Source organism: Steroidobacter sp., assembly GCF_016790065.1.
GTDB lineage: Bacteria > Pseudomonadota > Gammaproteobacteria > Steroidobacterales > Steroidobacteraceae > Steroidobacter.
On record NZ_JAEUPY010000361.1, the window covers coordinates 1 to 20,944 of the forward strand.

General features: G+C 60.0%; 13 protein-coding genes. 3 read left to right on the plus strand and 10 right to left on the minus strand.

Annotation, left to right across the window (positions count from 1 at the left end):
* On the minus strand, positions 1-186 hold a 186-nt coding region (locus tag JNL55_RS14980), incomplete at its 3' end, for a hypothetical protein (protein ID WP_293854802.1).
* A gap of 150 nt (positions 187-336) precedes the next feature.
* On the opposite strand from JNL55_RS14980, the gene JNL55_RS14985 reads away from it, so the two are divergent.
* Positions 337-600, plus strand: coding sequence for a hypothetical protein (locus JNL55_RS14985; protein WP_293854804.1), 264 nt, complete (start codon positions 337-339; stop codon positions 598-600).
* An 86-nt stretch (positions 601-686) separates the two neighbouring features.
* Here JNL55_RS14985 and JNL55_RS14990 read toward each other — a convergent pair whose 3' ends face one another.
* Genes JNL55_RS14990 through JNL55_RS15005 form a run of 4 tightly spaced genes read right to left on the minus strand, consistent with a single transcriptional unit; the run spans position 687 to position 9,222 of the window.
* Positions 687-3,755 (minus strand): ABC transporter transmembrane domain-containing protein, encoded by a 3,069-nt coding sequence (locus tag JNL55_RS14990; RefSeq protein WP_293854806.1) that lies wholly within the window; start codon positions 3,753-3,755, stop codon positions 687-689.
* Between the two features lie 5 nt (positions 3,756-3,760).
* Positions 3,761-5,140, minus strand: coding sequence for an HlyD family efflux transporter periplasmic adaptor subunit (locus JNL55_RS14995; RefSeq protein ID WP_293854811.1), 1,380 nt, complete (start codon positions 5,138-5,140; stop codon positions 3,761-3,763).
* Entirely contained in the window at positions 5,104-7,704 is a 2,601-nt protein-coding gene (locus tag JNL55_RS15000; protein ID WP_293854815.1) for an FHA domain-containing protein, read from the minus strand. The genes JNL55_RS14995 and JNL55_RS15000 overlap by 37 nt, the downstream gene beginning before the upstream one ends.
* 18 nt (positions 7,705-7,722) lie before the next feature.
* Positions 7,723-9,222, minus strand: coding sequence for a TolC family protein (locus JNL55_RS15005; RefSeq protein ID WP_322111033.1), 1,500 nt, complete (start codon positions 9,220-9,222; stop codon positions 7,723-7,725).
* A gap of 310 nt (positions 9,223-9,532) precedes the next feature.
* Here JNL55_RS15005 and JNL55_RS15010 point away from each other — a divergent pair, with 310 nt between their 5' ends.
* The gene (locus tag JNL55_RS15010) at positions 9,533-11,299 is read left to right on the plus strand and encodes a serine/threonine-protein kinase (protein ID WP_293854823.1); all 1,767 of its coding nucleotides are present in this window, start codon (positions 9,533-9,535) and stop codon (positions 11,297-11,299) included.
* A gap of 9 nt (positions 11,300-11,308) precedes the next feature.
* Here JNL55_RS15010 and JNL55_RS15015 read toward each other — a convergent pair whose 3' ends face one another.
* Positions 11,309-12,841, minus strand: a complete 1,533-nt coding sequence (locus JNL55_RS15015) for an autotransporter outer membrane beta-barrel domain-containing protein (RefSeq protein WP_293854826.1) — start codon at positions 12,839-12,841, stop codon at positions 11,309-11,311.
* A 30-nt stretch (positions 12,842-12,871) separates the two neighbouring features.
* Positions 12,872-15,655 carry a caspase family protein gene (locus JNL55_RS15020; RefSeq protein WP_293854829.1) on the minus strand — a complete coding sequence of 928 codons (2,784 nt, stop codon included), beginning with the start codon at positions 15,653-15,655 and terminating at the stop codon, positions 12,872-12,874.
* 304 nt (positions 15,656-15,959) lie between these two features.
* Between JNL55_RS15020 and JNL55_RS15025 the strand changes: the two genes are divergently transcribed.
* The gene (locus tag JNL55_RS15025; RefSeq protein ID WP_293854833.1) at positions 15,960-16,997 is read left to right on the plus strand and encodes a DUF5924 family protein; all 1,038 of its coding nucleotides are present in this window, start codon (positions 15,960-15,962) and stop codon (positions 16,995-16,997) included.
* On the opposite strand, the gene JNL55_RS15030 is transcribed toward JNL55_RS15025, so the two are convergent.
* The 3 genes from JNL55_RS15030 to JNL55_RS15040 form a co-directional block, all read right to left on the minus strand.
* Complete coding sequence (locus tag JNL55_RS15030) at positions 16,998-18,422, minus strand: FG-GAP repeat protein (RefSeq protein WP_293854859.1); 1,425 nt, start codon at positions 18,420-18,422, stop codon at positions 16,998-17,000.
* Positions 18,423-18,648: 226 nt separating this feature from the next.
* On the minus strand, positions 18,649-19,527 hold the full coding sequence (locus tag JNL55_RS15035; protein WP_293854838.1) for a hypothetical protein: 879 nt from the start codon (positions 19,525-19,527) through the stop codon (positions 18,649-18,651).
* A 236-nt stretch (positions 19,528-19,763) separates the two neighbouring features.
* Positions 19,764-20,879: a DUF1615 domain-containing protein gene (locus JNL55_RS15040; protein ID WP_415923084.1), complete on the minus strand. Its 1,116-nt coding sequence runs from the start codon at positions 20,877-20,879 to the stop codon at positions 19,764-19,766.
* Between the last annotated feature and the right edge of the window lie 65 nt (positions 20,880-20,944).

Genomic DNA, 20,944 nt, shown 5'->3' on the forward strand with positions numbered 1-20,944 from the left:
CCTGTTGAAGAAACATGGACTGAGCGCGCGACGAGCCAACAAAGCGCGTACTGATGGCGCGTCGTCGTCGGCTGCTTCTTCCAGCCTGACCTGACCCAACACTGCCAATGTTTCTTGTTGGCTGTGAGCCAACGAACTCCAGCAGCTCGATGGCGTGACGCGCTGCGTGATCCTGCGGGCGTTCAAGTATTTCTCCGCTGCCATCAATCACTTAGAAAATAGTTTCGGCCGCTTGGCACGGCCTGGCACGTCGCCTGCAATTTCCTGGGCAAGCGCAACGCAAAGCGCTTGGATCGCAAACCACCTTCATCACTGACCTTCCCGGAGTAACTGCACATGAACGCTTTGAACCTCAACGACCTCAACGTCTCCCAGGCCCTGGATCGCAAGTCGATGGCCGAACTGACTGGCGCAGGCGACTGGCACCTGCGCAGCTCCTTCATCAGCACCGGCTCGTGGAGCGGCTACACCCAGATGTTCAGCCAGTATGTCGGCACCACGTTCCATGACGGCTACCTGAGCCGCCAGACGTACGAAGGTTGGAAGCGCACCCGCACCCAGACCGAGTACAGCTACTGGGATCATTTCGTCCGCGTGTAATCCCCCACACGCCAACAGCGGAGGCTCGCAAGAGCCTCCGCTTTTTTGTACCCGAAGACAACAAACAACAACAAAGAGTGCAGCCGTTAAGCCACACTCATCATCTGCTTCTGCACCAACTGGTGATACATACCCCGCCGGTCGATCAGTTCGGAATGCACGCCCTCTTCGACCACGCTGCCGTTGTAAAGCACCAGAATCTTATCGGCATTCATGATCGTGCTGAGCCGGTGCGCGATCACGATGGACGTGCGACCCTTCAGCACGTCCTGCATGTTCTTGAGAATGTTGCTTTCCGATTGGCTGTCGAGCGCCGAAGTCGCTTCGTCCAGGATCAGCACGCGCGGATCGTGATAGAGCGCTCTGGCGATACACAGACGCTGCACTTGACCACCGGACAGGCCCATACCTCGCTCGCCGACTAATTGCTCGTAACCGAGCGGCATGGCGCTGATGAAGTTGTGCGCGTCGGCCATCTTAGCCACTTCGACCACGCGGCGACGGTCAGGATTCTCCTCACCCGCCGCGATGTTCTCTGCCACTGTGCCGGAGAACAGCAGATTGTTCTGCATCACGTAACCGAGCTGCGCGCGGTAGTACTCCTTCTCCACCAGATTCATGTCATAGCCATCGACATAGATGGAGCCTTCGGTGGGCTTATAAAAACCCGCGATGAGCTTGGCCAGCGTGGTCTTGCCGGAACCGCTCTGGCCGACGATAGCCACCAGTTGACCAGGCTCGATGCCGAAGCGAATGCTTTCCAACACGAAGCGGTTCTCGTTGCCGCCGTAGCGGAAGAACACGTTATCGAAGCGGATGTCGCCCTTCAGATTGGGCAGCATGATGCGCGATTCGATTTCCTGCGGCTTTTGTTCGGGTTCCAGCTCCAGCACGTCGCCGAGCCGCTCCATCGCGACGCCGGTTTCCTGTAGCTGATCCCACAGGCCGATCAGTCCCATCACCGGCGCCATGGCGCTGCCCATCAACATGGTGAACGCGACCAACTGGCCGATGGTCAGATTGCCGGCCAGCACTTGGCTGGCGCCGATCCATAAGATCAACACCGAGCTCGCAGCACTCATCAACTGTCCGGTGAAACCGACCAACAGATCGAAACGCTGCGATCGATACTGCACTTCCAACGCCTTGGCGTATCGTCCCTCCCAACGCATCCGCATCGGTCGCTCGATGCCCATCGCCTTAACGGTCTCGGCCCCGCTCAGCGTTTCCATCAGCACGGACTCAGCATCCGTCGAAGTCTCGAAGGCTCGGCGTGCGTACTGTTTGATCCTGGGTGTCACCACTATCGTGAGCACGGCCATGGGGACCATGAAAGCCATCAACAGCAGCGTCAGCTTGACGCTGTACAGGAACATCACCATGAAATAGACGAACGCCATCAGCGTGTTCAGCAGCGTGCTGACGGTCGACTCGGTCAGGAAATTGCGCACCTTCATGTTTTCCTGGAAGCGCGCAAAGATGTCGCCGGTACGGCGTCGGTTGAAAAAATCCAACGGCAACGACAGCGTATGGCGGAAGAAATGCGAGATCATCTCGAAATCCAGATTCCGCCGGATGTAGTTGGCTAGGAAACCGCGCATCAACGTGGTCAGGCGCGTGAACACATGGGTGATGATCAAGCCCACGATCAAAACGTGCAGCAGACTGACGTTGTGATGGACCACCACTCGATCGAGGATGTTCTGCACGATGATGGGCGGCGCCACACCCAGCAACTCGATGACCAAGGTGGCCATCGCGATATAGCCGATGAGCTTCTTGAACGGTTTTAGATAGCCGACGAACCTTAACCAAGGCGACGTGCCGGCCCGCGCTTGTGACAAGCCCGCACTGGGAGCGAACAACAGACAGGTGCCGGTCCAGCCTTTCTCGAAATCCGCCACGTCCATCTTGGCGAAGCCCCGCGCTGGGTCAGCGACCCAGACATGTCGCTTGGACACGCCGTAAACGACGATGTAGTGGTATCCCTCCCAATGCGCTATGAACGGTAAGTCGAACCCGAGCATCGACTCGAAGGTGCACTTCATTCCGCGAGCAGTGAAGCCGAGCGACTCACCCACACGCGCCAGGCTGTCGAGAGTTGCGCCTTCGGTGGTGACGTTGGCCATCTCGCGTAGCTTGCCGAGAGTGACCGCGATGCCGTAGTGCTTGCAGATCATGGCGAGACAAGCCGCTCCGCAATCGGCTTCCTCGGCCTGCTCGATCAACTGGAAGCGCGGCAGAATGCTTTCGCCCACGCCTGCGCGGTCGACCATGTCGAACAACAAGCGCCGGCCCCGGCGCTCGGCCAGCTGCTTTTGCCGCTCGAGTTCACGATCGGCGACCTTGACCCGATTCTCCAGAAACTCTTTGATCTGCGGCTTGCGCTCCAACAGCAAACGCAAAGTGTCGGTCGGTATGACCAGCAACACCGCATCCGTTTCCGCAATGACCGATGCCGGCTGCTCGCTTGGATTCAATGCTGCGAACTCGCCGAAGAACTCACCTTGGCGAGCAGTGCCAATCGAGTATTCGGTGCCCTCTTCTTGTCGAGTGATCCGAACCTTGCCCTGGCGCACGACATACAAGCGTCGGTCATCGGAAGAGCCTTGGGTCAGAATGGTGGCGCCCGCTTCCACCCGCTTGACGCCAAGACTGCGCACCAGCTGCGCCAATTCGTTGTGATCGACCTTGCCCTTGAGTTCGAACAGCCGGCTGACGACGCCGCCGGCCATGCGTATCGCGCTATAGCTCGACAGGAAAGCAGCGGCGTCTTTATTGTTTGCCAGCACTGGCGCGATGGCTTCGCGCGACAAGAACAAAATTTCAGATTTGGCGGAGGCGCGTGCCGCAACATCATGCGGGTGCTCGCGTAGCGCACCGATCTCGGCCAGCACATCGCCGGCTTTACGAACGCCCTGACTGACTTCCTTGCCGCTTTCTTCGCTGAACAAGCGCACCGTGCCGGATCGAACCACGTACAGACCGGCATTCTTTTGCCCGATCTCGAACACCGGCTCGCCGAACTCGTACCAGCGCGAGTCCACGTAAGTGGCCAGCTGCTGCAGTTCCGCCCGGCTGAATGCGGAGAACATCTCGACCGTGCCGAGAAACTCGACGACGGCGTGATCCGAAAGCGAGCGGAGTTCTTTCATGGCGATTATCCGACGGTGTTTCTAAAGGGATCCAGGGCCAGGTCGATGAGACGCCGGCTATCGACCACGATCTCGACCTTGGCGGCCATGCCGTACCGGATCGGAGTGGCCACGTTGTTGATCATGAAATGATCCCGCTCCAGTCCGACGCGAGCCTTGTATGTGATCGCCTTGGTATCGCGATTGACGTTCGAGGACGGCGCGATATGTTCCAACTCGCCCGTCAGTACACCGTAGCGTTGGAAGGGAAAGGCATTCACTTTGATCCGTACTCGCATGCCCGGCTGCAGGAAGGCTCGATCGCGCTCGGCGATTTCGATCTCGACGACTTTCCTAGCCCCTTTGGGTGCGATCAGCGCTACGGGGGTCTTTTCGTCGACCTGAGCGCCCAGATCGGTGAAGGTGACCGTGGTGACGACACCATTGACCGGTGCACGAACGCGTAAGAAGTTGTCTTCGTCGATATCGTCGTAGCTGACGCGCGAAGCAGCCCTCGCCTTGGCTCGTGCCAAGCGCACATCGGTTTCGGACTGCTCTTCCTCCTGCGTCACGCGCAGTAGCATGTTTTCGTACTGCGCCTGGGTGGCCAGCAGATCCTGCGATTTCTTTTGTAGCTCGGCCTTTTTCTTGTCGTACTCCTGCATCAGCGACACTTCGAACTCGCCCAGCTCGCCTTCGGCCAGCTTGTAGTCCAAGGTCTTTTCACGCAGGAAGTTGCGCTTCTCTTCCACCTGATCCCGCGACAAGCCGCCGTTACCCGGCGAGTTGAACAAGCGTTCGTGTTGCTCCACCACGCGCCGGGCTTGATCTTGCTCGGCGCCGGCCTTGGCGAGCTTGGCACGTGCCTTTTCGAGCTTGAGCTGTTGTTCTTCAGAGAGCTTGGCCACGCTCTCCGCGATGCGCCACTGATTGTCGCGCTCGTCGGAAGTGATCTTGGCCTTGAGCGCCTCGATCTCTTTTTCCATGGCTTTCTTTTTCACCGGAAACATCTGGTAGCCGCGCTCGGCCGCCAACAGATGCACCGAGGCTTGAGTCGCTTGACCCGCCAGCTCAATCGCGTTGGGAGAATTGATCCGCGCCACCACGTCGCCTTTCTCGACCGGCATGCCTTCGGTCACGTACATATTGACCAGCTCGCCCTTGATGGGAACGTAGACGCCTTGTTGCTCGAGCTCGGGCTTCACCAAGCCCTGGCTTTCCACGACCACATCCGCCTTGCCATAGAACGACCAGACCACGGAGGCGATCAGCAATCCGAACAGCACCAGGATGGTGCCCCGAATCAGCCGCGACGGCGGATCGGTCAGAATCGCAACTCCGTCCGGACCGTGGTCCTCGAGGAAGCGACTCAGTCCTTTTTTGGATCGGTAGTAGACTGTACCCATAACGACGGCTCCGAGAGTTCGGGCAGCAATTCCAACTTGGCGCGCAACACCGCCGGCTCCAGCACGATGTTCAAATCCTCGAGCCAGCGCCGCTGACGTTGCACTTCGTCGAGGACATCCTGTTGCATCTTTTGCCATTCGGGTGAAGGCGTGAGTTGCAGGAGTCGATAGGTTCGTGCGCCGCTACTGATTTCGCGGTACGCACCGGACAGCCGCTTGGCTTGACTGGAGAAGCGCGGTGATACGCGGCCTTCCACGCGAACTACGCCTGGGATGCCACCAGCCGTTTGATATTCGCTCCAGTAGCCGCGCACACGCTTCAGCGCCTGATCCAACCGTGGCACCACTTGGTCACGGTGTGCGAGGAAGTCGGGCTCGAGAGTCTTGATCAAATGCTGGTCTTCATCCGGACGCAGCGAGGACCACACCACCAGCAGCCGATCCCAATATTCATCTTTACCTTTGGATGCCAGTAGCGTGTCGTAGTCGGTGCCAACCTGTTGGTAGCGCGCGATTTGCCGAGTTGCTACCTCGCCCCAAGGCCCGTCCTTGACTGACTGCAAGGTCGCGATGGCCTTCTCATGATTGCCTGCTCGCCAAGCCGCCGCGGCCGCAGAATGTTTAACGATGATGTCTCGCGGTGGCAGCACACTCGCCAACCATGCGTCGGCGTGCTCAGCAAACACCGGCGTGCGGAATTTCGCAGTTCGACTCGCATTCACCAGCTTCAGCAGTTCTTTCTGCTGCACGAGTTGATTGAGGTTGTCATAGCGCGCCAGGTCTTCGCGCAAGGCATCGACGCCCGCGACGCGTGGATAGCTCGCACTGAACTCGGTGAGCTGCTTTTCGATGCCCTGCCGTTCATTGCGCTTCAACGCCGTCTGCAGATTGGCCTTCAGATCTTCGATGGCTTTTACATTGAGAGCATTGTCGCTGCGCAGACTGGTGAGGCTGCTGAACACCCGCGCCTGGATGTGTTCGAACTGCGGTTCACGGGTGGCGATCTGATCCATGATCTGCTGACGGCGAAAACTGTTCGCTTCCCACTCTTCCACCAAGGTGCGGATCGGCTCTTCATGCCGGAACATGACGACGGGGCCGGAGGGGCCGCCGCGATCCGCCATGTGCGCCTCGACTTTGCTGATCCACGACAGCGTGTCGAGCATCTGCACGCCGCGCGGAACGGCGGAATGCGCTTGTCGTTGTGTGGCCAGATATCGTTCGGCATCCACGAAGCGGCCCTGGTCGACGTTCTGCATCCACACCGGCACCACCGAGCGGATCAGCGCATCTTCCGCCCAAGCTTTCACATCGGTGTCGTCGGGATTGCGCTTGAGATAACTATTGGCGGCAGCGGCGCTTTCGGCATATTGGCCATCATCGAGCAAGCTCTTGACCTTGCCCTTGTCGGCGCCCACCAAGTACGTGATTGCGGCGGCCATCACAATCACGCCGAGCACGGCAGTGCCGCCCCACACCAAGCGACGATCCAGCTGGCTGCTGCCACCCAGCGCGTGCCAGAACTGGCCGATCGATTCCCGCAGCCTGCCCAGTCCCGTGGCGGGCGGCTTCAGCTGTTGCACTTCCAACGTCTTGGCCGCGCCCTTTTCATCGCCCTTACTCGCGGCCAGCTCGTCGTCGGCGCAAAACACATTGATGAAAGAGTCCGCCGAACTGACAAACCGAGTGCGATGCGGGCCACCTGGGGCACTCGGTTCCGGGTCGACGTTCACAGGCTGCTCAACGGCCGCCGGCCGCGACGGCTGTCGAGCGGCGACGGCTGGCTGCGATGTTTCTCGAGCGACGGCGGCTGTCTGTTTCACAGCTGCCGGTGCTGGCGTCGGCATCGGCGCTTGATCCGATCGACCGAACACCGTCGCGGCAAACTGAGTCGGCGCATGCAGATTCTCGATCCGGACCTGGTACGAGAACTGCGGATCGCCGAAGGCGATGATGTCGCCATTCGCGAGTGGCCGGGCGCGCTCGTCCAGCCGCTCGCCCGATATATAAGTGCCGTTGGAACTTTCCAGGTCTTCGAGGCTGACTCGATCTCCTTTCAACGCCAACACTGCATGCCGGCGAGAAAGCTTGCGCCAGGCCTCCGGCAACCGGTCTCGGTATTGATCGAACCCGCCCTCGTTGCGCGAGATCAGGAATGGGAAGTTCTCGATGACGATGGCTTCCAAGCCACTCCTCGTATCGTCGGGCATCAGGGTCAGACGAATCGCGGGAGCTTTGCCGGCGACCTTGCTGACGCTGCGCGGGATTTCCACCCGGAACTCCACCGCGCCGCCAAAGGTGAGCCGATCGTTGTCGTTCAGTACCGCGACGTCGTTCTTCAACTCGCGTTCGTTGACCCGAGTGCCGTTGAGGCTGCCCAAGTCGGCGACAAATATCTTGCCGTTCTCCTGAAACACGCGCGCGTGCCGGCGGGACAAACTGGACGCTTGCTCGCCGAGCTTGGATGCAAACGGCTCTTCGTTGCGGCCGATGGCAAACAAGTCGTCGACAATGTCGATGTCACCCAGGACCGGATGAGAAATAGCCTTCAGAGTGAGTTTCATGCGTGGCTCACGGTGCGCTCACTTCGACGTTTTCGAGTCGGCCACTTTGCGCCGCTCGCCGGGATGTTCTGCTTCCCAGCCGCCACCGAGTGCTTTGTAAAGAGTGACGGTATCGGTGAGTAGTTGTTGATAAGTCGAAAGGATCTCTTGCTGCGCGCCCAACAGCGTGCGCTCGGTTTCGAAGACCTCCAGCTGCGACACCAGGCCTTCACGCAAGCGAGCGTCCTGCACGTTGCGCACGACTTGTAAATCGACGACCTGTGCTTCGAGCAGTTTGATCTGTTCCTGCCGCGCGTTCAGATTCAACAGCGCGATCTCCACTTCCTCGAAGGCTTCCAGCACGGTCTTGCGATATTCTTCACGGGAAATCTTCACCTCCGCTTCGCTGAGCTTCACGTCCATCGCCAGGTCGCGATCGAACAATCCGGACCACGAAGCCGCCAGACCGAAGGTCCAGGTATTGATCACGGTGGAGACGAAGCTGGTGCCGGTCTTGGCCGCACCGGTCAGTGAGAAGGTCGGCAGTCTGGCCAAGCGAGCTTTGCCTACGAGGTGGTGAGCCTGCAGCACCCCGTACTCGGCTTTGAGCACGTCGGGGCGGCGCGATAAAACATCGGCCGGCAATACTTCCGGCACTTCCAGCAATCGCACGCTATCGCGCAAGTTGCCGACCGGAACCTGCAACTCTCCCGATGGCACACCGAGTAGCGTCGCAAGTTTCAGCTCGGATTCGCTGCGGCCGCGCTGCATTTCGACCAAGCGGTTCTGCAGACTACTGATCTCGGCCTTTTGGGAACGGATTCTGGTCTCCGGCACCATGCCTTCCTTGTGCTGGGCGTAGTAGATGCCCAGTAGTTGTTCGGCCTGCGCCTTCGATGCCACTTGTTGCGCGATCTGCTCATCGAACTGGCGAATCTGGAAGTAGCGTTCCGCCACACTCGCGATCAGTGACAACTGGGTCGCACGCCAATCCATCTCAGTCGCGCGATAACGCGCGTCGGCGGCCTGCAAGTCCTTGCGGATCTTTCCCCAAATATCCAGTTCCCAGGTGAGGGATGCGCCGAGCGATTCGGTCTCTCGACTGGTCTTGGAACGCTCGTTGTCTCTTTTGCCGCGAGCGATGGCATCCGTCGGCGACAGCGCCGTGACTTTGGGCGTGGCGCTGAAGCGGTCTTTACCGAGTTGAATGCCGGCTTTGTCCAAGCGCAATGCCGCGAGCCGCATGTCCATCCCTTCATCGATGGCGCGCTGGATCAGTTTGATCAGATAAGGATCGCCGAAGCCATGCCACCAATCGGGTTGAATGACTTCAGAGGTGCTGAGCTCCCGGCCCTCGAGCTGCGACCACTGCGGCTTGTCCGGAACATCGGGCTGCTTGTAGTCAGGCCCTTGAATGGTGGCGCAACCGGCCACGAGCGACGCGACCGCTGCCAGAACAAATGCCCGCGCCCGACTCCTTTCGACGCGATCAAGCGGACCTCGGCGGTTCACTGTGATTACCCCCATTGCCGAGTCCATTCGGGTGATCGTCGGTGGCTGAGATGGTCGCGCGTGGCCTGCTTACATGCCACTGCATTCGCGCGATGGAGAAGGAGCATATCGAGCCCGGCAGGCCCTCACCACTGTTCGTTCGCTCTAGTCTCGAAAATAAATTCTGGAAATAAACATTTCCACAAACGGTGTCTGACCACTGTCAGTGAGACTTGCACGCCAACGTTTCTTATCGCGATGCACGAATATTTGCCGCATGCTCATCCGGCCACTGTTATTTTCGTTACACTGCACTCACGATCTGTGGGATTCATTCTCGACCGGGACCCAAGGGCGCATGCACGAGCTGAGTTCCGAACTCGGGCGCTTCATCAGCGGCGCAATCGATCTGGATCAATTGCGGGCCCTGTTTCGTGCCTATCTCAGCCGGCATCCGGATGAGCGTGATTCCATCTCACGTTGGCTCAGAAACACAGTCGAAGAAGGCCGGCTGTCCGCCACCGTCTGGCTCACCTTACGAGATTTGTTCGAGCCGCCGGCCGCAACGCTCGAAGCGGCCCGTCGCGCCGATGTGTCGAAAGCAACAGTGCTTGCTCGCGGCCAAGCGCCGGCCCCTACCAGCACCGAACTGGCTGCACGTCAGCCGCATCGACGCAGAACGACGGACCGGGCAGAGCCGCCATTGTTCGATGAGTCGCCGGCGGTCTCGTGCGACACGCTCGTGCCGCACATGGTGGTGAAAGACCGGTTCGTGCTTGTCGAAAAACTTGGCAGTGGCGGCATGGGCCAGGTGTTCAAAGCGCTCGATCGACGGCGTGAAGAAGCTCACGACCGCCATCCTTTCATCGCACTCAAAGTGTTGAACAAGGAAGTGAGCGCGCATCCCGACTCGTTTATGGCGCTGCAGCGAGAAGCACGACGCGCCAGCACCCTCGCCCATCCCAATGTCGTCACGGTTTACGACTTCGATCGCGACGGCTCGCGCATCTACATGACCATGGAATATCTGGAGGGGCGCGGGCTCGACGATTTCATCGACGAACGCTGTGCCGAGGGCGGACTGCCTCTCGCTGAAGTGCTGCCGATCATTCGCGGCGTAGGCATGGCACTGGAATACGGCCACCACAAGCGCATCGTTCACTGCGACTTGAAGCCGGGCAACATCTTTATATGCAAGGACGGCACCGTGAAGGTGCTGGACTTTGGCATTGCCCGCCTGATTCGCCCTACCGACACCAAGAGCGACCAGACGATTTTCGATCCCGCGCTGGTGCTGCATGGACTGACTCCAGCGTACGCGTCGCTGGAAATGTGGAAGCAAGCGGATCCAGATCCCCGCGACGATATCTATGCACTCGCGTGTGTGACCTACGAACTGCTGAGCGGGCGGCATCCGTTCGACCGGCAATCCGCCAAGCTCGCCAACGAACGTGAGCTCAGCCCGAAGCGCATCGATTCGCTGACCCGTACTCAATGGGAAGGCCTGAAACAAGGGCTGGCACTGAAGCGCGAGGACCGCACTCCCTCGATCAGCGCATTCCTAAAACCCTTCGCACCACAGAGCCGCGTCAAGAAATACGCAATCCCCGGCGCCATTGCCGGCTTGCTGGTCACTGTCGGTGCTCTGGGACTGAGCGCTCGCTACTATCGAGTGGCGGTGGAAGATTCCACTCTGCAACTCTTGCAGTGCGCGCAGATTCCCAAGCCTTCAGTCATTTCCTCGGCACTGTCCGGGTCACCGCCGACCACGGAGCAGCAGCAGGAGATCGATGATTACATTGCCCTGGCCCGGGACTATCTGCTGGATGCGACGCCCGCCACTCGTATCGAAGATCTGAAGTACATTCTTAGCGACGGTCCGAACAGCGTGACTGACATCTTGAACACCGTGCTCAGGATTCATCCCGCGCAACGCGAAGCGTTACAGCTGCAAGCCGAAGTCGCGAATGTTTATGCAACGCGGGCCCGCGCATTGACCGGGGAGCACCGTGTCAGCGAAGCGCTCGATCTGGTTCGCTACAGCCGACAGACACTCCCCTCGAGCCAGGAGTTATTCAAGCTCGAGCAGAGTATCTGTCGGATGGAAGCCACGGCGCAGAACTAGGCTGCGCGATCAGAACTGCCCGCGCAGTCCTGCCGCAATCGAGTTGCCATTGACATTGGCGGTGCCCAACAGCGCTTCATAGAACAGATAGAACTGCAGCCGATGCGGGAACGTCGCCGACAGGCCGGCACTGGCCACCGCATAGTCGCCATCGGTTCGATCCGTCAGCATGGTGAAGCACGAGATCTGGCAGCTGAAGTCCTTCGCCCCCGACGCACCGGCCAGCAGCGTGTCTTCGAGCGCGTACTTCGCCCGGACCTCGCGCACATCGTCGTCGAACTCGTGGTGCCATTCGGCTCGCAAGCTCGGCACCAGCACGCCGAAGCTGCGACTGATGGGGCGCGACAGTGCGATGCCGACGATGGACCGAGTGGATTCGATTTTTTGATCGTCGTAGCGCAAGTTCAGGCCGCCACCGCCGCCATCGGCTTCGGTGTAGCCGTCGATGTCTACATCTCGATAGCTCGCGCTCACCGACGGCGTGATGTCCCAGCCGCCGACATTGAACTCATAGCCGAGCGTGAGACCGAGTGCGACATAGTCTCCATCCGGGCTGCCGCTCATGGTCCGCAAAGCGCCGCAGGCGGTACACGCCGAGTTCGCCGAGGTATAAACCACGCGACGATTGACGTCCGACTCCAGCTTGCCGTACGTCGCGATGCCGCTCACAGTGATGCCTTCTCCAAAGTAGCCGGCGAACAGCGAACCGCTGATGCCGTCGACTTTCACATCGCCACCGCTGACGAATGCAGCGGAGTCGAAGTCTGCGTTGTAGCGGTCATAGCCGACTGAAACGCCGACCACACTGGAGCCGAAGTTGTAATCGGTGCCAGTGGTGACGCTCATCGAGTCATAGTCGAAGGCGTCTTCAGCGGCGGTCTGGTCATGATCGCCGAAACCGTAACTGCTCTCGACGAACCAACCGAGTCGATTCTCGCTGCCACCCTGTTCGTCAGCGGAAGCACCTCCCCCGACGCGCCGGCCAGGGTCTCCGTAGAGCGACCCGGCGTAGAGCGCGTCGTGAGATGCCCCATTTTCGTTGTCGTTCATGGCGACGCGCCCTCGCGTCGCGGCTCGGCCGCTACCCATTCGTAATGCGGACAAGCGACCGCCAATGTTAGAGAACTGACCGGCCGACACCTGCTTGGACAACACGCCTTGCGCGGCTAGCTCTTCGCCCGACACCTGCTGAACTGCGGCCAGCAATTGCGAGCGCTGTGTGTATCCCAAGTTGCGACCTGTGCCGGGCTGGATCAACTGGAAGACGCGAGCTGTTTCGACCATCTCATTACAACGCAGGAACAGATCTTGCTTGGCACCGGTCAGGCGCAAACCGCCCTCCGCTGCCAGCGATCCGCACATGCCTTGCACTGCATAGCCTGCCTGGCGCTGCAAGTTGGTGGCGTTGCTCTGAGCGTCGTTGACGAAGATCGACAACGCGCCGTTCTGACTCGCGGTCTGCGCATGCACCGCAGTCGCGCAGGCCCCAGCTGCAGCGATTGCACAGCACGCCACCGTTCTTGTTGCGAGCGTCGTGTTCATCGTCGGCTACTCCTTCGTCTTGTTAGGCCGTCAGTAATTCAAAGCGGCAACTTTCACAGACTCGGCCACCGGCACGAAAAAGAAGTCGCCGATGTCGTGATTGGCATCTTGAAGAGTCGAGTAAGTCGGGGTTTGGCGCTGGCCGTTGTTACCGACCTGCACTGGCTGCGCCAGCATCCGACCGCTGAGCTCGTGCGACAGCATCTCGCCGCTCATGACGTTGTCGTTCTGCCTCAGGATCTGAATGAAGTAGCGCGCGAACACGGAATGAGTCGCATCGCCGGCGCTGTCCGCCACCGGCGTGACTTCGCCCGAAGTCAGCACCATGCGAGCGCGTCGATTCCATTGCACACGCAGCCGCGTTTCATTCAAGCCACGACCGATGGTGGTGGTCTTGGGATGAGTGATGGCGCCGGAGAAGCACGAATCCGCCACGAGCAGCACATGCTTCGCGCTCATTTCCTTGATCTTGGCGCGGATATGATCCGCTTCGAGCCAGCCCGCCCGCGTGTCACGGTCAGCTTCGACGCCGAGCCAGAATGCTCGACCCGATGCGGTGTCCACATCGCCGTGGCCAGCGTAATAAATGAGAAGGTTGTCCTGAGGCGTCAGCGTGCGCTTGGCGTCGTGCAGTGCGACCATGATCTGCTCGCGCGTCGCGTCGAGCAGCAATTGCACTTTGAAGCCATAGCGCTGGCCCAGCAGCTGAGCGATTTCCTTGGCATCGTTCGCCGGCGTATCCAGCGACTCCATGTAGTGATACAGGCTGTTGCCGATCACGATGGCGTGGTAGCTACCGCTACTGCTGCTGCGAAGCTCGCCCAGCGAGTGCTCCAATCCAGGTGCACGACTATCGACAGAGCGCATCTTGCCGATGCCCTGAGTCGCAGCCACTTGGGTGCTGGCCATCACGGTCTTGGTGTTCGCGCCATTGCCAGGCGACAGAGTCTGTGCGACCAAGGCATCGAAACGCTGCGACTGTTCCTGTAGGCGCTCACCCAGGCTGGCGATCTGCCCGTCCTTCGCTTCCAGGTCCTTTTGCCGCGCCTCCAGATCCTTTCTCAGAAAGGCGAGCTGCATCTCGCTGGCTTTGCGGCTGGCGGACAACTGGCGCTGCAACTCATCACGAGCTTGGGCCAGTGCCGCCATGTCGGTGGCCTTTTCGGTCTGGAGTTGATCGAGCCGTTCGCGCTGCTCGTTCAACTTCTGCTGTGCCATGCGTAGTGACGCACGCGCCCGGGAGGCTTCGTCAGCCATGCCACCGGCGTCTTTCTCACGCTGCTGATTCAAGCGCTGCACTTCACTGCGCAGGGTTTCGGTTTCGGAGTTCAACGCCGTCAAGCGACGCTGTTTGACCTGCAACTCCTCGGTACGGGCCGCCAATTGCGTTTCGAACTCGCGCATCAGAGCGGTGCGATCCTGCTTGCCCAGCGCCTTGAGCGAAGCGATTTCCTGCTCGCGCTGTTTGACCTGCTTCTGCTGCTCATCGAGTTGCGAGCGCAGCGCTTGCACATTCGCCTGAGTCGCCACCGATGGCGCCTTGTTGGCCGACTTCGCAGCCTCGACCTGTGCTCGACTCGCTTCGGCCAGCGCCTTTTCCAACGACGCGGCACGTAATTTCTGTCGATCCAGATCCCGCTCGCGAGCCGCCAACAGCGCCGTGGCCTGATCCTTCGACTTGGCAGCCTCTTTCTCGACTTCCTCGCGCTCGGACACCAACTGCTCGACCTCAGCGCGATATTGGGTACGCAGCTCGGAAAGCTCTTGCTGAGAACGCAACAAACGTTGATCGGCCTGCGCTGCACGAGCGGTAAGCGCCTGATTCTTTTCGCGCTCGCTACTCAACAGCTCATTCAATTCCATGCTGGAGGCTTGCGACTGCGCCATGCGAGACGACAGCTTGGTCTGCTGATCGTTGAGCTGCACCGTCAGTGCACTCATCTGCTCGCGTGCCGCAGTCAGCTCGCCTTCTCTTTCCGTCAATGCGCGGTTCAATGCCGCGACTTTGGCTCCATCCCCTGCAGATTCTTTGGATTGTTTGGCCGCCGCCAACTGTTCTCGTAAATCCAGAGCAGCCGATTCGGACTTGGCCAGTTGCGAACGCGCCTTGAACATCGCGTTGGTGGTGTCGGAAAGTTGCGCTCGCTGTGCCTGCAGCTCCGAGTTCGAAGCATCGAGCTGCTCGCTGAGCGCAGCGACCTGCCGCTCACCTTCTGCTTCAGCCGCAGTGATCTTCCACGCGTAGTCTAATTCCTCACCCAGGCCGGCAGCTTTGCGCTGCAGATTCAGTGCGAGCACCGGATCCTTCTGTACACCCAAGCCTTGTTCATACAAATAGCCGAGTTCTTGAACGGCGGCGGAATAGTTCTGATCGGCGGCGCGCTTGTACCACTTGGCTGCGACCGAAGGATCGCTGGCCACACCGCCCATGCCATTCGCATAGATTCGCGCGACGTAGTACTGAGCTTCCGCTTCGCCGGATTCAGCCAGCGGCAACCAACGTTGAATGGACAGCGTGCCGCTGGAAAGATCGCCGATGGTGTATTCGCCACCGCGCGCTCGGCAGTCCACTGCGGAAATTCGTACCAAGCGGCCGGGAGTGAGATACGAGCGCATGCCGCCGAGCTTTTGCAGCTTGCCGGGCAGCTGACAGTCCACCACGATGGCATCTTCGAGATTCGCCGCAGCAACGCGACTGCGCTGCTCGATCTCTGAATTCGTCGAGCGTGCCAGCGGTGCTCCGCTGACCACCACCAAACTGCCGACACCGATAGCGAGGAACGAGCGCCGAACGCGCGCAGCGAATGTTGTCATCGCGGTACTCCCCATGAGCCATCGCAGCCTTCGCTCATGTGGGCGGGCTGCGGGACCGCAGCACATAAGAAACGACTGCAGATCAAAGCCACCGATCCGCAGTCGGATCGTTGGAGCATATACCCCTCGCTACAGCAACATTCAAGGCTATGAAACACGCGCGTCTCCCGCTCTCGTTGCACATTTATTCGCTGCAGCAAGCAGCGGCGCAATCGCACTCAAGGTCAGGTATCATTCATCGCATAGCACAATTTTTTTTGGACAAGCGTGAGTGTTCGCATCGCGCTGTAGATGTGTTGGAACGATGCAAACACCGACGAGCGCAGAAACTCATTCCGACGATATCGACTCTGCTTCGAAACTGACGCGCCTGGCGCGTGCGCTCGATCGCGTTCCCTGGCTCATTCCCACCATCAGTTTTATTTCCGGCGTCATCGGCTTCGTCATGGTGAAGCGCGGCGCCGACCTGGCGCGCGTCATTGCCGTCGTCGCACTGGCCGGCTGGTTGTGGCTATTGATCGAACCGCTGGTCCGGCGCTACTTGGAGCGGCGACGCTCCGGCATAGGTAAGTTCGTATCCAACTTTCTGACTCAATCGTTGCAGCAGGAAGTGTTGTTCTTTTCACTGCCATTTCTGTTCGGCGCGCTTCAACGCGACTTGGGACAGATCGCCTTCATCGCCTTGACGGCCTGCGCCGCGCTACTCACCGCACTGGATCCGCTGTACGAACGTTGGATTGCGGCACGAGCTGCAACGCGTTTGTTGTTTCACGCCTACTGCAGTTTGATTGCCGCCGTCGTGGTCGTGCCAATGGTCGTGCACCTGTCGCTCGAACAGGCGTTACCGCTTTCGCTTGGCGCGGTTGGCGTGTGGTTGTTGTTAACGGCACCGATGTCGCTGCGTTCGTTGCGCTCGGTTCGTCACAAGGTGATCTGGGTCGCTTGTTCGGTGCTCGCCCCGTTATTGATCTGGATGTTGCGAGCTCATGTGCCGCCCGCCGGACTGGCCGTGACCCAAGCCGTCATCACTCAAGCCATCACCGATCGCACGCCTGGACCGCCGGTGCGTACTTTGACAAGAGCAGAACTCAGCGCGGGCGTCGTGGCCTTTGCAGCCATTCGCGCACCGAGCGGCGTCGCGCAGTCCATCGTTTTCGAGTGGCGCCATCGCGACGAGTCGGAACGCATCGTTGCCGAAATCCATGGCGGCAACGGCAGCGGCTGGCGCACTTACTCGCGCAAAGAAATGTTTCCCGGCGATGCGCTTGGCCGCTGGACCGTCGACGTGAAAACGCCACAAGGCCAACTGCTCAAGCGCATGCAGTTCACCGTGCAGCCGTAACTACTTGCCGCCCGGCCTGGGAGCGCGTGCCTCGCGCCGATAGGTCAGCGCAGCGCCCCAGTAAGTCTCTTCGGTGTTGAACGATCGAGCGCCCACCGCGAGGCGCTGCCCGCTCCACGACAACGCCAGGGAATTCGCAAAGCCGCTGGCATTCGGCAAGGTCGGCGATTCAATGAGCGCGGACTGACGCCAACGATTGCGCTGCAGATCGAACGCGACTACGAACGGTTGCCCGTAAGCGCCATCGTCACGATCGGCGAAGGCGACCAGCGCCTGGCCATTCGCACTCAGTGTCAGCCGCGAGCCAAACGAGCGTCGGTCGGGTAATGCCGGCACCAGTACTTTCGCAGTCGGCAGCCAATGCTTGCCCGGACGGCGAAAAACTCTCGCGAGTCCTGTAGTCCCGTCCGGCGCTTCCGCATAGGGCGAACCGATGACTAGCACGCGACCGTCCACGTTCAAGTCGAAGCCTTCGCTCTGGCCTTCTGCTTCGTAACCGTTGCCGCCGAAGTGCGGTTCGGCGGCCGAACCTTCCCACCCCGCGGTCGAACTCCAGACACCGCTCTGTCTTTGAAACACATATATGACGTTGTCTCGACCCGGCCAGCCACCGAGATCCCAATCTTCGGTATCGGGATTTTGCTCGGCCGCCAACACCGCGACCGTTCTTCCGTCTTCGCTCAGGCGCACGCCCCAGCCGAACCAGTCGCTACGTTGCGGGCTGGGCGCAGTCAACGCTTGCTGCTCGACCCACACTCCGTCTCGTTTCGCGAAGATATAAGCGGCGCCCGCGGCCGGCTGTTCGGCACCCTCGTTATCGACCGACTCATACGGCGCGCCGACGGCGATCACATCGCCCAATGCACTGATCTCCACCGATCGGCCGAACAGCGCCACGTCCTGAGGACGGCTGGCGCGCAACATCGCTTCTTGCTTCCAGACCCCGTTGCGACGTTTGAATACGAACACCGAGCCCGGCCCTGCGTCCTGACTCGGAGCATCGTAGCCTTCGTTTTGCGCGCCGACCGCCAGTGTGTTGCCGGTCAAACTGAGCGCGACATCGGTGCCGAAAAAGTCATAACCACGCGCTGCCGGCGGTTCGAGCTTGGCCTCCAGCACCCAGCTGTTGTTGGTCCGGCGATAGACATACACCGCACCCGAGCCGTACCAGGGCCATTCGCTGCCGCCGAAATACCAGATATCCGCCACCGCCAACGTGCGACCGTCGCCGCTCAAGGCGAGCTGCATTCCATACTGTTGATTGCGGGATTGATTGGTCGGCTCGTGATATTCGTACTCGGAAGTCAGCACCTGCGCACTGGTCTCCCAAGGTTGCGGTCGCAACAGATGATCGAGCTGCGCGATCGAGCGCGCTGGTATGTGACGACTGATCGGCCCGGCCCACGTGTTCGCCGCAGCGAACATCGTCACTAGCAGGCTCGTAGCAAAAGAAACAACCCTGAATCGAAACTCAAAGCCAGACGCGATTCCCGCAGTTCTTGTGCGCACGCTCGCTCCCTTCCCCGTGGTCGATGTTGTTGCCGGCGCGGATGCTTCCAGCTAACGCAATGATCGACTCGGGTGATGGGTTCCGACGACAAAGGGGCGCGTTCCTTGCGCCCAATAACTTGGGCCGTCGAAATGCTCTGAGCTAGCGATCGTTCAATACTTGAAACGCGACCGGTGGCGTATTCGGATTCTTGTATTGCGCCGACGTTTGATCGGACACGTGCGTCACGCCCGGAATCTTGGCCCAGGCTTGTGCATCGGCGCGCGTATTGGCAACCACCAGCACGCGACGATGACCGAGATTACCGAAAGGCTTCTTCACGTAATTCACATGCCAGGGCGACAAGGGCTTGGGATGTTCGATCATCACGCCGTCGATATAACGCTCGCCTTCCAGCGCCTTGGTGGTGCCGGCTTCCCAAACGTTGTTCGCCACGATGATGAAGTCTGGATTGATGGCGCGACGACGCGCATCCAAGCGACGCACCAGATCGACGTTGCCGGCGGCGAACGCATTCTTTTCTGCGGTCGGCCAGGAATTCCATTCGGCGAGGCTGGCCCAAGGACGCACGCCTACTGCGTCCAGAAACACGCCGTCGACTTTGCCTTCACGCATCAGTCCTTCGACAAAGCTGACCACGTAGTTCGACCATTCCGAACCGGCGCGAATGTCGGTCATGCGCGTGTTCGGCCAGGGGCTGCGCTGCCCGTAGGTCGGATAGGGCCACAACGGCACCTGGCCAATATCGTTCATGTAGTACTTGGTGTCGAGCGCGCACACATAGTGGTCGGGACGCGCCACTGGATTGATATACGCAAGCACTTCGGCCCCCTTGGCCCGAGCAGCCTGAAACGCCGGGTCATAGCGGTTACAGCGCCCCGTGATCAGCATGCCGGTGGGTTTGGCGTACAGCGGCACGTTGGTGACGGTTTTAAAGGCGATGCCGAGAGGATTGGCAGCGTGCGCGCTATCTGCGGCGTACAGGAATAGCAGCGTTACGGCTGCAACGAGTGCATGCATCCGGATCATTGGTCGACACCCTGAGTAACTTGTTTGGACTTCGTTGTTCGCCGACGGACGGGCGACGCAAATCTTTAGGAATGTGCGCGTGTCCCGGGAGTCGTGCGGCCAGCGCGGGCGACCGTAAGTGCGATCGAGCGACAGCGCAAACTGTCGCCGTGAATACACGCTCGATTTTCTCTACACGTCGTAAAGACTCATCGCTCAACCGCCGTGCCCACCCGCCGGGACAGTCGCTAGCGGCGAGCCTTGGACGGCTTGGCGACGCCTCGTTGCAGGCAGCGGAGGTAACGATCCTCGACTCGATTGGCGAACCATTCGGTGGTGAGTTTGCGAGTGATCTTGGGGCTTTCCAAACGAATGTTCGGCACCAACGCCCGCGGCACCGGGCGTTTCAGTTCTTTGTCCGCCAGTGCCAACACACGCTTGAACAGTTTGCTGTCGCCGAACTCCTGTTCGTGCCCGAGTTCCAGATCGCGGCGAATCTCGCGTTCACTGAGATCGAGCTTGGTTGCCAGGCTGCGCACCGCAAGCTCGGTGTTGCTGGGTTCGCTGGTGCCGTGAATGATCAGATCGCCGTCCAACGCCAGCTTGGTCTTGGACAGCTTGCTGACGGCATTTTGAAACGCAGCGTTGCGGCTGGCGTAATGGCCGGCGTTGAAGTCGGCGAAGCGGAATATCATTTCGGGATACTCGACCGGATAGTCCAGCAGATGGGCGATGCCGAAATACATGCCGCCGCGTCGACTGAACACCTCGTCGCGAATGTCGCTGGGTATGGGATACGGATAACGCTGGGTGCGGACGTGTTCTTCTGCGTACTCGATGCTCACTTGCATCGGGCCGGCGGTGTGTACCGGATTGAGACTGCCGAACAGCTTTTTGCCCAACGGCACCATGCCGATGAAGTCGGCGAACAAGTCGCTCAACTCCTGCTCGGTCTTCACCTTCTCGAGGCGCTGGGCGTAGGTTTTACCGTCCGACGATTCGATACCCAGCGCGGTGTTGACCATGAACTGCGGCATCTTGAAGCGCGCTGCCCTCGCATCGATTTCGCGACGAGCGATGGCAGGTAAGCCCGGCACAGGCGGATTCACCTGAAACGTCGACTCCTGCTCCGTCACCGCAATCACGGCGCAGATGTTTTCGCTGGTTGGCCGGATCGACAGCGCTTCGAACGCCGCGAAAATGTCGATGGCCCAGTCCTCGCGATTCTTGGCCCAAGGTTGAATGCGTTTCGCGATCTCGGCGCGCGCCACATCCGGATCGATGCGCGGCTCTCCCACCGGCGGAGTGCTACAAGAAGAGATCCAGGCAAGAGACACGAACAGCCCCAGCCGGACGACCTTGATCGCCTGGTTGCGGGAAGCGCCAGGCCGGCGCTCGCCGAGCCCCGCTACGTTCGCAAAATCGCGGT

What these genes read in the sequence shown, in the direction of transcription:
- JNL55_RS14985 (WP_293854804.1), top strand. Translation starts at nt 337, where the DNA reads ATGAACGCTTTGAACCTCAACGACCTCAACGTCTCCCAGGCCCTGGAT.
- JNL55_RS14990 (WP_293854806.1), bottom strand. Translation starts at nt 3,755, where the DNA reads ATGAAAGAACTCCGCTCGCTTTCGGATCACGCCGTCGTCGAGTTTCTC.
- JNL55_RS14995 (WP_293854811.1), bottom strand. Translation starts at nt 5,140, where the DNA reads ATGGGTACAGTCTACTACCGATCCAAAAAAGGACTGAGTCGCTTCCTC.
- JNL55_RS15000 (WP_293854815.1), bottom strand. Translation starts at nt 7,704, where the DNA reads ATGAAACTCACTCTGAAGGCTATTTCTCATCCGGTCCTGGGTGACATC.
- JNL55_RS15005 (WP_322111033.1), bottom strand. Translation starts at nt 9,222, where the DNA reads ATGGACTCGGCAATGGGGGTAATCACAGTGAACCGCCGAGGTCCGCTT.
- JNL55_RS15010 (WP_293854823.1), top strand. Translation starts at nt 9,533, where the DNA reads ATGCACGAGCTGAGTTCCGAACTCGGGCGCTTCATCAGCGGCGCAATC.
- JNL55_RS15015 (WP_293854826.1), bottom strand. Translation starts at nt 12,841, where the DNA reads ATGAACACGACGCTCGCAACAAGAACGGTGGCGTGCTGTGCAATCGCT.
- JNL55_RS15020 (WP_293854829.1), bottom strand. Translation starts at nt 15,655, where the DNA reads ATGACAACATTCGCTGCGCGCGTTCGGCGCTCGTTCCTCGCTATCGGT.
- JNL55_RS15025 (WP_293854833.1), top strand. Translation starts at nt 15,960, where the DNA reads ATGCAAACACCGACGAGCGCAGAAACTCATTCCGACGATATCGACTCT.
- JNL55_RS15030 (WP_293854859.1), bottom strand. Translation starts at nt 18,422, where the DNA reads ATGTTCGCTGCGGCGAACACGTGGGCCGGGCCGATCAGTCGTCACATA.
- JNL55_RS15035 (WP_293854838.1), bottom strand. Translation starts at nt 19,527, where the DNA reads ATGCATGCACTCGTTGCAGCCGTAACGCTGCTATTCCTGTACGCCGCA.